Origin of the sequence: Rathayibacter sp. AY1F3, assembly GCF_002931975.1 — a bacterium.
Lineage (GTDB): Bacteria > Actinomycetota > Actinomycetes > Actinomycetales > Microbacteriaceae > Rathayibacter.
Window position 1 is genome coordinate 26326 of record NZ_PSVF01000003.1, and the last position, 11660, is coordinate 37985.

Genomic DNA, 11660 nt, shown 5'->3' on the forward strand with positions numbered 1-11660 from the left:
GCCGCAGTGAGCGGCGGTGTACTAGACCAGCGATGCCTGACGGGCGACCACGGTCACCACGTCGTTCTCGACGGACAGGAAGCCGTCGTCGGCCTGCGCGGTGAGACGCGTGCCGTCCAGGGCCGTGACGCGCACCTCGCCGGTGGCGAGGATCGCGAGCATCGGCTCGTGGCCGGCGAGGATGCCGATCTCGCCCTCGACGGTGCGAGCCGTGAGCTGCTTCGCCTCTCCGGACCACACCTCGGCGTTCGCGGACACGACGCTGACCTTCAGGGTCCCGGCCATGATCAGCCGTTCTCCTTCTGGATCTGGGTCCACTTCTCCTCGACGTCCGAGATCGAGCCGACGTTGAAGAACGCCTGCTCGGCCACGTGATCGAACTCGCCCTTGGTGATCGCGTCGAACGACTCGATCGTGTCCTTCAGCGGGACGGTCGAGCCCTCGACACCCGTGAACTTCTTCGCCATGTAGGTGTTCTGCGAGAGGAACTGCTGGATCCGGCGCGCACGCGACACCGTGATCTTGTCCTCCTCCGACAGCTCGTCGACACCGAGGATCGCGATGATCTCCTGCAGCTCCTTGTTCTTCTGCAGGATCTGCTTCACGTTCGTCGCCACGCGGTAGTGGTCGGCGCCCAGGTAGCGGGGGTCGAGGATGCGCGAGGTGGACGTGAGCGGGTCGACTGCCGGGTAGAGGCCCTTCGACGCGATCTCACGGGAGAGCTCGGTGGTCGCGTCGAGGTGGGCGAAGGTGGTCGCCGGCGCCGGGTCCGTGTAGTCGTCGGCGGGGACGTAGATCGCCTGCAGCGAGGTGATCGAGTGTCCGCGCGTCGAGGTGATGCGCTCCTGGAGCACACCCATCTCGTCGGCGAGGTTCGGCTGGTAGCCCACCGCGGAGGGCATGCGGCCCAGGAGGGTCGACACCTCCGAGCCGGCCTGCGTGAAGCGGAAGATGTTGTCGATGAAGAGCAGCACGTCCTGCTTCTGCACATCGCGGAAGTACTCCGCCATGGTCAGTGCCGACAGGGCGACGCGCAGACGCGTTCCCGGCGGCTCGTCCATCTGGCCGAAGACGAGCGCGGTCTTGTCGAAGACGCCCGCCTCCTCCATCTCGGCGATGAGGTCGTTGCCCTCACGGGTGCGCTCGCCGACGCCGGCGAACACCGACACTCCACCGTGGTCCTGCGCGACGCGCTGGATCATCTCCTGGATGAGGACGGTCTTGCCGACGCCCGCGCCGCCGAACAGGCCGATCTTGCCGCCCTGCACGTACGGAGTGAGCAGGTCGATGACCTTGATGCCGGTCTCGAACAGCTCGGTCTTGGACTCGAGCTGGTCGAACTGCGGGGGCTTGCGGTGGATGGGCCAGCGCTCGGTGATCTCGAACGACTCGCCGTTGATCTTCCCGTCGGCGTCAGCGTTGAGCACCTCGCCGATCACGTTGAAGACCTTGCCCTTGGTCACGTCGCCGACCGGGACCGAGATCGGCAGGCCGGTGTCGTGGACCTCCTGGCCGCGGACGAGTCCGTCGGTGGGGTTCAGGGAGATGGCCCGGACGAGGTCGTCGCCCAGGTGCTGCGCGACCTCGAAGGTCAGCTTGCTCGAGACGCCCTCGACCTCGACGTGCGTGTAGAGCGCGTTGTAGACCTCGGGGATCGCGTCGTGGGGGAACTCGATGTCAACGACGGGGCCGGTGACGCGGGCGATGCGGCCGATGGCCCCGCCCGACGTCCCGGTCGCCGCCTCAGGTGCGGTCAGTGTCATTGCTACTTCCTTCTGTGGTCTCACCGCTCCCGGAGGGCGGAGTCGAAACTGTGTGGAGCGGAGCCCTCTTACTTGGAGGAGGACAGGGCGTCGGCGCCGCCGACGATCTCGGCGATCTGCTGCGTGATCTCGGTCTGGCGGGCGTTGTTGGCGAGACGCGTGTAGGTCTTGATCAGCGTGTCCGCGTTGTCGCTCGCCGACTTCATGGCCTTCTGGCGTGCCGCGTGCTCCGAGGCCGCCGACTGCAGCATCGCGTTGAAGATGCGGCTCTCGACGTACACGGGCAGGAGGCGGTCGAGGACCGTCTCGGGGTCGGGCTCGAACTCGTAGAGCGGGTACAGCTCGCTGTTCTGCTCCTCGGCGCCTTCGACGACCTCGAGCGGCAGCAGCCGGACGACGGTCGGCTGCTGGGTGACCATGCTGACGAAGCGGTTGTAGACGAGGTGGATCTCGTCCACGCCGCCCTCCTCGTCATCGAGGTTGTACGACTCGACGACCGCGTCCGCGATCTCCTTCGCCGTCTCGAACACGGGCTGGTCGGTGCCGCCCGTCCAGACGCGGACGCTCGCCCGCTTCCGGAACGAGAAGTACGCGTTCGCCTTGCGGCCGACCAGGTAGAAGACGACCTCCTTGCCCTCGCTGCGCAGCAGCGCGGCCAGCTCCTCGGCCTCCTTGAGCACGCTCGAGGAGAACGCGCCGGCGAGGCCGCGGTCGGAGGTGAAGATCACGATCGCGGCCGTGTCCAGCTTCTCGCGCTCGGTCGTGAGCGGGTGCTCCACGTTCGAGTAGGTCGCGACAGCGGACACGGCGCGCGTGATCGCGTTCGAGTACGGCGCCGCGGCAGCGACGCGGTTCTGCGCCTTCTGGATGCGCGAGGCCGAGATCAGCTCCATGGCCCGAGTGATCTTCTTGGTCGTCTGGGCCGAGCGGATCTTCGACCGGTAGACCCGGAGTTGCGCTCCCATGTGTCTCCTGTTGTCCTAAAAGTGGCGAATCGACGGGGTGCCGCTGGTCAGCGACGGCCCTTGACGATCTTCTCCTGGCCGACCTCGTCGGCCGCGATGGCCTGGTGCTCCTCGCGCCCGACCGAGGCGAGCGGCTTGCCCTCACCGGTCTGGAACTCCAGCTTGAAGCCGTCGACGGCACGGTTGAGCTCGGCGACGGTGTCGTCGGAGAGCACGTTGGTGTCGCGGAGGGTGTTCAGCACCTGGGTGTTGCGGCCCAGGTAGTCCAGGAGCTCGCGCTCGAAGCGCAGCACGTCGGGGACCGGAACCTCGTCGAGCTTGCCGTTCGTTCCGGCCCAGATCGAGACGACCTGCTCCTCGACGGGGTACGGCGAGTACTGCGGCTGCTTGAGCAGCTCGGTCAGGCGGGCGCCGCGGGCGAGCTGACGGCGCGAGGCGGCGTCGAGGTCGGAGGCGAACATCGCGAAGGCCTCGAGCGAGCGGTACTGCGCCAGCTCGAGCTTCAGCGTGCCGGAGACCTTCTTGATCGACTTGACCTGCGCGTCGCCGCCGACCCGCGAGACCGAGATGCCTACGTCGACCGCGGGACGCTGGTTGGCGTTGAAGAGGTCGGACTGGAGGAAGATCTGGCCGTCGGTGATCGAGATCACGTTGGTCGGGATGTAGGCCGAGACGTCGTTCGCCTTGGTCTCGATGATCGGGAGACCGGTCATCGAGCCGGCGCCGAGCTCGTCGGACAGCTTCGCGCAGCGCTCCAGCAGACGGGAGTGCAGGTAGAAGACGTCACCCGGGTACGCCTCGCGTCCCGGCGGGCGGCGCAGGAGGAGCGACACGGCGCGGTAGGCCTCGGCCTGCTTCGACAGGTCGTCGAAGATGATCAGGACGTGCTTGCCGCCGTACATCCAGTGCTGGCCGATGGCCGAGCCGGTGTAGGGGGCGAGGTACTTGAAGCCGGCGGGGTCGGAGGCGGGGGACGCGACGATGGTCGTGTACTCCATCGCTCCGGCGTCCTCGAGCGCGCCCTTCACCGAGGCGATGGTCGAGCCCTTCTGGCCGATGGCGACGTAGATGCAGCGGACCTGCTTGTTCGTGTCGCCCGACTCCCAGTTGGCCTTCTGGTTGATGATCGTGTCGATCGCGATGGCCGTCTTGCCGGTCTGGCGGTCGCCGATGATGAGCTGGCGCTGGCCGCGGCCGACCGGGATCATCGCGTCGATGGCCTTGATGCCGGTCTGCAGCGGCTCGTGGACCGACTTGCGCGACATGACGCCGGGAGCCTGGAGCTCGAGGGCGCGGCGACCCTCGGAGGCGATCTCGCCGAGTCCGTCGATCGGGTTGCCGAGCGGGTCGACGACGCGGCCGAGGTAGCCGTCGCCGACGGGGACCGAGAGGACCTCGCCGGTGCGGGTGACCTCCATGCCCTCCTCGATGCCGGAGAACTCGCCGAGGACGACGACGCCGATCTCGTTCTCGTCGAGGTTCTGGGCCAGGCCCAGGACGCCGTTGGAGAAGCGGATGAGCTCGTTGGCCATGACGCCGGGGAGGCCCTCGACGTGGGCGATGCCGTCGGCGGCGTCGATGACGTAGCCGACCTCGGTGGTGGAGGCCTTGCCCGGCTCGTACGACGAGACGAAGTCCTTCAGCGCGTCGCGGATCTCATCCGGGCTGATGGTGATATCTGCCATGGGAATTCCTATTCGTTGGGTCCGTGCGAGCCGAAGAGGTCGTCGGGGCCTGACCTGGATGGTGCGGGGGTCGAGGGCAGTGCCCTCTGAGGATACGTGCGCCCGTCAGGACGCGAGCTGGAGCTTCAGGTCGGACAGCCGTGCGGAGACGGTTCCGTCGATGACCTCGTCGCCGACGTGCAGGCGCATCCCGCCCAGGAGGGAGGGATCGACCACGACGTTGACGGAGACCGGTCGGCTGTACTGGCGCGTGAGCGCCGAGCGGAGCCGGTCGAGCTGCTCGGGGGCGATCGGTGCGGCGACCGAGACCGTGGCGAGGATGAACCCGCCCTGGTCGGCGACCACGCCGGCTGCGAAGCGGACGAGCTCCGGGATGCGTCGACCGCGCGGGTGCGCGATCAACTGCCGGAGGATCGCCAGCGTCTCGGCCGCGGCCTTGCCCTCGAGGAGGCGCTGCACGAGCGCGACCTTCGAGTCGGCGGCGGCGAGCTTGCTGCCGAGCGCGAGCTCGAGCTGGGCGTCGGAGGCGACGACCTCGCCGAAGGAGTGGAGCTCCTTCTCGAGGTTGACGCCCTCCGGAGCGGAGGACGCGATCGCGCGGACCCCGACCTCCTCGACCCCGGCGACCATGTCGCTCGGGCTCGACCAGCGGTGGCCGACGATCACGGTGAGCAGGCGCTTGGCCGGCTCGCCGAAGGGACCGAACACGCGGGCGACGAGAGCCTGCTTGCTGCTCGAGTCGGCGCTCGGGTCGGCGAGGGCCGCGCGCAGCTGCGCCTGGCCGTCGATGACCCGTGCGGCCTCGAAGAGCTGCTGGGCCGTGTCGAGGGACGCCTGACCGGCGAGCGCGGAGAGCTCCGCCTTCGCCGATGCGAGTGCCTGCCTGGACGCGCTGCCCATCAGTTGTTCGCCTTCTCCGAGGCCTCGAGGTCGGCGAGGAAGCGGTCCACGATCGCGGACGCCTTCGCGTCGTCGTTGAGGCTCTCGCCGATCACGCCGGAGGCGAGGTCGATGGCGAGGGTTCCGACTTCGGAGCGGAGCGAGACCACGGCGGCCTGGCGGTCCGCCTCGATCTGGGCGTGCGCGTTGTGGAGGATGCGCTCGGCCTCGACCTGCGCCTGCTCCTTCTTCGCCGCCACGATCGCGTTGCCGTCGGCGTTCGCCTTCTCGCGGATCACTCCGGCCTCGGCGCGGGCCTCGGCCAGCCGGGCGGTGTACTTCTCGAGGGCGGCCTCGGCCTGTCGCTGGGCCTCGTCGGCCTTCGCGATGTTCCCCTCGATCGCGGCGGAGCGCGCGTCGAGCATCTTCTGCAGGCGCGGCAGGACCAGCCTCCAGAAGAAGAACAGCAGGATGAGGAAGATCACCCCCGACCAGAAGAAGTCGTAGAACTCCGGGATCAGAATGACCGCGGGGACGTCACCTTCTTCCGCAGCGATGTTCACAGCGGTGCTGAACACGACTACGCCGCGAAGATGAAGTAGGTGGCGAGGCCGATGAGCGCGAGCACCTCGGTGAACGCGATGCCGAGGAACATCGTGGTCTGGAGGCGGCCGGCCATCTCGGGCTGGCGCGCCATGGCCTCGACGGTCTTGCCCGCGACGATGCCGACACCGATGCCGGGGCCGATCGCTGCGAGGCCGTAACCGACCGTCGCGATGTTGCCGGTGAGTTCGGCGAGAACGGTGACTGAGTCCACGAGTGGGTCCTTTCAGTGGGGTGATCGTGAGAACGGGCGGGAGCCCGTGAGTAGTGGGGTCAGTGCTCCTCGGCGACGGCCAACTGGATGTAGACCGCAGCGAGGAGGGTGAAGATGTAGGCCTGCAGCACGGCGACGAGGAGCTCGAAGAGCGTGAACGCACCGCCGAAGGCGAAGGTCACGACGCCGAAGAGCTTGAAGCCCGGGTCGATCTGGGAGCTGAAGAGGAAGAACTGCGTGGCCGAGAAGCACAGCACCAGCAGGAGGTGGCCGACGATCATGTTCATCACGAGCCGCAGTGCGAGCGAGAGCGGACGGATGATGAACGTCTGCAGCAGCTCGATCGGCGTGAGGATGAAGTAGATCAGGAACGGCGCTCCGGGCGGGAACAGGGCGTTCTTGAAGAAGCCCATCCCCCGGTCCTTGATGCCCGCGTAGATGAACGTCACGTAGGCGACCAGGCCGAGGAAGAGCGGCATGCCCACCACGGAGGTCCCCGCGATGTTCAGGAACGGGACGATGCCGGTCAGGTTCATCGAGATGATCGCGAAGAAGATCGTCACGAGGATCGGGAGGAACCGGCGCGCGTCCTTCTCGCCGAGGATGTCCTTGGCGATGGTGACGCGGACGAAGTCGAACGCGAGCTCGACGACGTTCTGGAAACGGCCGGGGACGAGGCGCAGCTTGCGCGTCCCGAGCCAGAAGAACAGCATCAGTGCGATGACCGCGATGAAGCGGACCAGCATGACGCGGTTGATCTCGAAAGGGGTTCCCTCGAAGAGGAAACCGGGCGGGAAGAACTCGGAGATCGACGGGGTGTGGAAGTCACTCTCACCGGTCGAGGACGAGACCAACAGGGTCACAGCGTTAGCAAACAGCGCTAGCTCCTGGAATTCGGGGCGTGGCACGTTGCAGCCGACCGAATCGAATCATTCGGACGCAACGCTCTCGCGACGACGAAAGGTGGGGTTTTCCGCTCGGACGGCGATCGTGCTCGATGACCGCCATCAACGATGAGACGATCTGAGGACACGTTCGCCTGCGGGATTCGTCCCTACTGTAGCAACAGAACGGCCTGAGAGCCGAATCGTGGTCCTCTCAGGAACCGTTCGGCTCGTCCTCATCGAGCGATGTCGCTGACGTTCGGCATGCGCGAGCGCGAGACGACGAGGACGTCGATCACCAGGGACCCCAGGACGGCGACGATGATCGTGACGAACATCGCGGTGCTGTTCAGCCACGGCTGATCGCGCAGGACCAGGGCGGCGATCACGAACAGCACGAACTTGGCGAGCCACGTGCCGAGGACGACGGCGAAGAACCCGCCGATGTCGAGGCGGTTGGCGACGAGGATGCTCGCGGCGGTGAGGAGCACCATCACGCCGCCGACGATCGCGCCGAGGAGGGCTCCGATCGCGCCCTCTCCCCCGGCGGCGATCCCGCCGACGACGGTGCCGAGAACGGCCAGGGCGAGCACGAAGAGGCCGCCCACGACCAGCGCGCGGCGCAGGACGGGGACGGACGCGGGCTGCGGACGGGGGGTGGCCGGGGAGGCTCCGGTCATGATGCTTCCTTCCGCGCCGTGGTCGGCGCTGTCGTGTCCCGGTCGATCGGGAGTCCGGCCGGCGGACGGATCAGCTCCGTCGAGGACGCGCGGTCGAGGGGGTCGAGGACGGGTGAGGCCTCCGCGGACTGCGCCGCCGCCTCGAGCCGCTTGCGGCGGCTGAGCGGGGCGAGCGTGACGACGGTGCAGACCAGCAGACCGACTCCGAGGAAGACGAGCGGGACCCACAGCACGTCGACCACGAACATCAGCAGGCAGCTGACGGCGACGACGGCGGTCCACGCGTAGAAGATCAGCACGGCGTGCAGGTGGGAGTGCCCCATGTCGAGCAGGCGGTGGTGCAGGTGCTTCCGGTCGGCGCTGAACGGCGATTTGCCCGCGCGCAGGCGCCGAATCACGGCGAGGCCGAAGTCCATCAGCGGCACCACGAGGATCGCGAACGGCAGGATGATCGGGATGAACGCGGGCAGGAGCTCCTTCGCCGCGAGCTGGGCCGGGTCGATCTGGCCGGTGACCGCGATCGCGGAGGTGGCCATCAGCATCCCGATCAGCAGTGCGCCGCTGTCGCCCATGAACATCCGCGCCGGACGCCAGTTGATGGGGAGGAATCCGGCGCAGGCGCCGACCAGCAGGACCGCGATGAGCGAGGCCAGGTTGAAGTAGTCGGTGGGCGAGGTCTGCTGCACCAGCAGGTAGCTGTAGAGGAAGAAGACGCCGTTGGCGATCAGGGCGACGCCCGCCACGAGGCCGTCGAGGCCGTCGATGAAGTTGAGAGCGTTGGTGACCAGGACGATCGCGAGCACGGTGATGATCAGCGACATCCACGGCGAGCCGACGGTCAGGCCGCCGATCGGCAGGGAGACGATCTGCACCCCCTTCCAGGCGATCAGGCCCGCGGCGATCAGCTGACCGGCCAGCTTCGTGGTCCAGTCCAGGTCCCAGATGTCGTCGGCGACGCCGATGAGGACGATGAGCAGGCTCGCGCCGAGGATCGCGAGGATCGGCTCGGGATTGGCGAACACCAGCCGGAAGTAGGGCAGCTGGGAGGCGATGCCGAAGCCGACGAGGATCCCGAGGAACATCGCGATGCCGCCCAGGCGGGGGGTCGGCCGCGTGTGCATGTCCCTGACGCGGATCTTCGGGTAGAGCCGGTACTTCAGGCTCAGCTTCCAGATGACCCACGACAGCGCTCCGGTCACGAGCGCGACCGCGAGCGAGACGAGGGCGAAGGTGATCACCGGTTACTCACCCGGAGCGGAGTCGGTGCGGGCGGCGCCGGTGCCGGGCGTCGGCGCGTTCGTGCTCGACGAGCCAGGGTCCGTCGCATCGGCGGAATCGACGGGCGCAGAATCGACGGGAGCGTCGTCCTGCAGGCGGGCGCCGGAGGCCCAGTCGGGGCGCGCTGTCGGGGTCCGCTCGAAGGCGTACGGGTCGCTGCCGGTCGCGGTCTCGGCGGGCTCCTGCTGGTCCCCGGCCTGCGCCGCGCCGACCGTGGAGGCGTCTGGCTCCGACGTCTCGGCGCGGGGCGCGTCCGGATCCGGCAGCAGGTCGCCGACGACCTCGCGGATCCGCTCGGCCGACACGACGCCCTGGCGCAGGATGCGCAGGGTGCCGCCCTCGAAGCTCAGCGCTGTCGCATCGACGATCGTCGAGGACTCGCTGGCGCCCGCGGGGCGGTCGCTGTAGCGCGATCCGGCGGCGCCGGCGTCGAGATAGACGTCGACGGAGTCGCCGAGCTGGTCGAACGCCTCCTGTGCGGTCGTGGCCGAGGACTGCCCCGTGCGGTTGGCGGAGGAGACCGCCAGCGGACCGGTCTCGGCGAGGAGCTCGATCGTCACCGGGTTGTCCGGCATGCGCAGCGCCACGGTCCCGCGCGTCTCGCCCAGGTCCCAGACCAGGGAGGGCTGGGCGTGCAGGACGATGGTGAGCCCGCCGGGCCAGAACTCGCGCGCGAGGTCGCGCACCGCCTCCGGCACGTTCTCGGCGAGGGCGTCGAGGGCGGCCACGTCCCCGATCAGGACGGGCGGCGGCGACTGCCTCGTCCGTCCCTTCGCGTCGAGCAGGCGCTGGACCGCGGCGGCGTCGAACGCGTTGGCCGCGACGCCGTAGACGGTGTCGGTGGGGATCACCACGAGCTCGCCGCGGCCGATGGCCGTCCGCGCGAGACGGGTGCCGGTCAGGAGGTCCGTGTCGACGGAGCAGTCGTAGATGCGTGCCATAACGGGTCGATGATACCGGCGCGGTCCGTGTCCGGACCGGCTGCGGCGCGGCGGTCGCGTCAGCGCCGCCCGAGGCCGGGGCTCGGCGGCCGTCGCAGCGTCGCCCGACCCGCGCCGGCCGAGGCCGCCGGAGCGCTTCCGTGAGGCACTCGGCCCGGCGCGGGCGCCTCCGCCGACAGGACGCCCACGAGCGCCACGGAGACGGCGAGCGTCGCGAGCGAGTGCTGATCGCCGAACCAGGTGGTGTTGTCGGCCATCCCGTGCAGGAACGTCCAGAGGACGGCGACGGCGAGCGCACCGACGGCGACGGCCTCGTTCCGGGCGACCCGGAGGAGCAGGCGCACGACGGCGACGGTGGCGAGGAGGAGGAACGCGAGGACGGGGAGCGCGATCAGGAGCCCGCCGTTGGTCCACGCGGTGACGAGGAGGTTGTGAGGCGGGCGCGGCTCGCTGTGCTGGGTGAACTGCGACCCGCGCGCCAGCCACAGCTCCTGCCATCCGCCGTACCCCAGCCCCAGCAGCCAGTTGTCGGGGAACGCACTCGCAGCCAGGCGCAGGAAGTCGCCGCGGGCCCCGAGCGTGAGCAGGCCGGCCTCCGCCAGCTGCGGGAAGGAGACGGCGACGGCGTACACGGCCGTGATCCCGGAGGGGATGGTGATCATCCAGGCGACCGGACCGAGGCTGCGTCCCTTGAGTCCGCGGATCGCGGCGACCAGCAGGGGCAGGACGATCGCGAGGACGATCGCGGTCTTGGACAGCGTGAAGAGGGCGCCGACCAGCCCGGCGACGGCGACGAGCAGGAGGAGCCTCCCCCGCTGCCGTCTCCAGACGGCGAAGGCCAGCGCGCCGGTCGTGGCCATGTACATCGAGGCGATGTTGCCGTTGAGGAAGAACCCTCCCGACTTCTCCTGCAGGACGTTGTTGAAGGACGTCGTGAAGATGTCCCGCACGTAGATGTCGGAGAACAGCACCGCGTCCGGCCACCGGAGGTAGGCGGTCTCCTGCACAGGATCGAGCTGGAAGAGGATCGTGAGCGTCACCTGGAGGAGGAACACGGGCGCCGCCCAGCCGAGGGCGCGGCCGACGACACGCCAGGCGCCGTCGCCGAGCCCGCGGACGGCCAGGTACGGAGTGAGGAAGGAGACGACGGAGACCACGTCGCGCAGCGCGGCCGCGCGTGCTCCGGAGTAGGTGAGCGCGAAGAGGGTGCCGGCGATCACGAGGAGGATCACGACCACGAACCGGTCGATCCGCCCGCCGCGCAGCCGCGCCACGGAGTACGGGAGGAAGAGCAGGCTCCAGGCGACCGGAGCGGTGACGGGCCCCAGGGTGTAGAGCTGCACGACGCTGAGCGCCAGGAGCACCGCGAGGAAGACGAGGACGATCCGCTCGTGCCGCCGCTGAGCGGGATCCTCCGGCGCGCGCGACGGCCGCCCGCGGGTCTCCGGACCGTCGGTGACGTGGGTCTCGGCGATGACGGCGGGACGAGAGGCGGTCGGGCGCCGGAGGAGGGCGTCGTCGGCGTGACGGCCCATGTCAGAGCCGTTCCGCGGAGGTGCCGGTGGCGGCCTCCGTCTGGCGGAGCGGAGGAGCGGCGCGCCGATTCCGGGACGACGGGCCGGCCTCTCGCGGCGGAAGGGTCGTCCGCGGGCGCCGGTCTGGAGCGGGAGGCGGATCGAGCAGCACGGGAGAGGCGGTGGCGTCGGCGGACGCGGGCGGGAGAGGGGATGCAGGTGGCATGTCGCGCCGACACTAATCGCGCGGCACG

General features: G+C 69.1%; 12 protein-coding genes. All 12 read right to left on the reverse strand.

Annotated elements, in window-relative coordinates:
• Positions 1-21: 21 nt before the first annotated feature.
• Entirely contained in the window at positions 22-285 is a 264-nt protein-coding gene (locus C5C39_RS03000; protein ID WP_104223026.1) for a F0F1 ATP synthase subunit epsilon, read from the reverse strand.
• Positions 286-287: 2 nt separating this feature from the next.
• On the reverse strand, positions 288-1763 hold the full coding sequence (atpD, locus tag C5C39_RS03005; RefSeq protein ID WP_104223025.1) for a F0F1 ATP synthase subunit beta: 1476 nt from the start codon (positions 1761-1763) through the stop codon (positions 288-290).
• 68 nt (positions 1764-1831) lie between these two features.
• Positions 1832-2728, reverse strand: coding sequence for a F0F1 ATP synthase subunit gamma (locus C5C39_RS03010; protein ID WP_104223024.1), 897 nt, complete (start codon positions 2726-2728; stop codon positions 1832-1834).
• A 47-nt stretch (positions 2729-2775) separates the two neighbouring features.
• Positions 2776-4413, reverse strand: coding sequence for a F0F1 ATP synthase subunit alpha (atpA, locus tag C5C39_RS03015; RefSeq protein WP_104223023.1), 1638 nt, complete (start codon positions 4411-4413; stop codon positions 2776-2778).
• A 105-nt stretch (positions 4414-4518) separates the two neighbouring features.
• A complete protein-coding gene (locus tag C5C39_RS03020) occupies positions 4519-5313 on the reverse strand; it encodes a F0F1 ATP synthase subunit delta (RefSeq protein WP_104232703.1) in 795 nt (264 codons plus the stop codon).
• On the reverse strand, positions 5313-5870 hold the full coding sequence (locus C5C39_RS03025) for a F0F1 ATP synthase subunit B (protein ID WP_258075759.1): 558 nt from the start codon (positions 5868-5870) through the stop codon (positions 5313-5315). Before C5C39_RS03025 ends, C5C39_RS03020 begins: the two co-directional genes overlap by 1 nt.
• 2 nt (positions 5871-5872) lie before the next feature.
• On the reverse strand, positions 5873-6109 hold the full coding sequence (locus C5C39_RS03030) for an ATP synthase F0 subunit C (RefSeq protein ID WP_055794702.1): 237 nt from the start codon (positions 6107-6109) through the stop codon (positions 5873-5875).
• 59 nt (positions 6110-6168) lie between these two features.
• The gene (atpB, locus tag C5C39_RS03035) at positions 6169-6972 is read right to left on the reverse strand and encodes a F0F1 ATP synthase subunit A (RefSeq protein ID WP_068254016.1); all 804 of its coding nucleotides are present in this window, start codon (positions 6970-6972) and stop codon (positions 6169-6171) included.
• A 257-nt stretch (positions 6973-7229) separates the two neighbouring features.
• Entirely contained in the window at positions 7230-7673 is a 444-nt protein-coding gene (locus C5C39_RS03040) for a hypothetical protein (RefSeq protein ID WP_104223021.1), read from the reverse strand.
• Positions 7670-8911, reverse strand: a complete 1242-nt coding sequence (locus C5C39_RS03045) for an MraY family glycosyltransferase (protein ID WP_181068286.1) — start codon at positions 8909-8911, stop codon at positions 7670-7672. The genes C5C39_RS03040 and C5C39_RS03045 overlap by 4 nt, the downstream gene beginning before the upstream one ends.
• Positions 8912-8914: 3 nt before the next feature.
• Complete coding sequence (locus C5C39_RS03050) at positions 8915-9892, reverse strand: L-threonylcarbamoyladenylate synthase (protein WP_104352648.1); 978 nt, start codon at positions 9890-9892, stop codon at positions 8915-8917.
• Between the two features lie 59 nt (positions 9893-9951).
• On the reverse strand, positions 9952-11427 hold the full coding sequence (locus C5C39_RS03055; RefSeq protein ID WP_104352649.1) for an O-antigen ligase: 1476 nt from the start codon (positions 11425-11427) through the stop codon (positions 9952-9954).
• Positions 11428-11660 lie beyond the last annotated feature (233 nt).

Bases quoted from the DNA above. Each gene is read 5' to 3' on its own strand.
- C5C39_RS03000 (WP_104223026.1), bottom strand. From the start codon at position 285: ATGGCCGGGACCCTGAAGGTCAGCGTCGTGTCCGCGAACGCCGAGGTG.
- atpD (WP_104223025.1), bottom strand. From the start codon at position 1,763: ATGACACTGACCGCACCTGAGGCGGCGACCGGGACGTCGGGCGGGGCC.
- C5C39_RS03010 (WP_104223024.1), bottom strand. From the start codon at position 2,728: ATGGGAGCGCAACTCCGGGTCTACCGGTCGAAGATCCGCTCGGCCCAG.
- atpA (WP_104223023.1), bottom strand. From the start codon at position 4,413: ATGGCAGATATCACCATCAGCCCGGATGAGATCCGCGACGCGCTGAAG.
- C5C39_RS03020 (WP_104232703.1), bottom strand. From the start codon at position 5,313: ATGGGCAGCGCGTCCAGGCAGGCACTCGCATCGGCGAAGGCGGAGCTC.
- C5C39_RS03040 (WP_104223021.1), bottom strand. From the start codon at position 7,673: ATGACCGGAGCCTCCCCGGCCACCCCCCGTCCGCAGCCCGCGTCCGTC.
- C5C39_RS03050 (WP_104352648.1), bottom strand. From the start codon at position 9,892: ATGGCACGCATCTACGACTGCTCCGTCGACACGGACCTCCTGACCGGC.
- C5C39_RS03055 (WP_104352649.1), bottom strand. From the start codon at position 11,427: ATGGGCCGTCACGCCGACGACGCCCTCCTCCGGCGCCCGACCGCCTCT.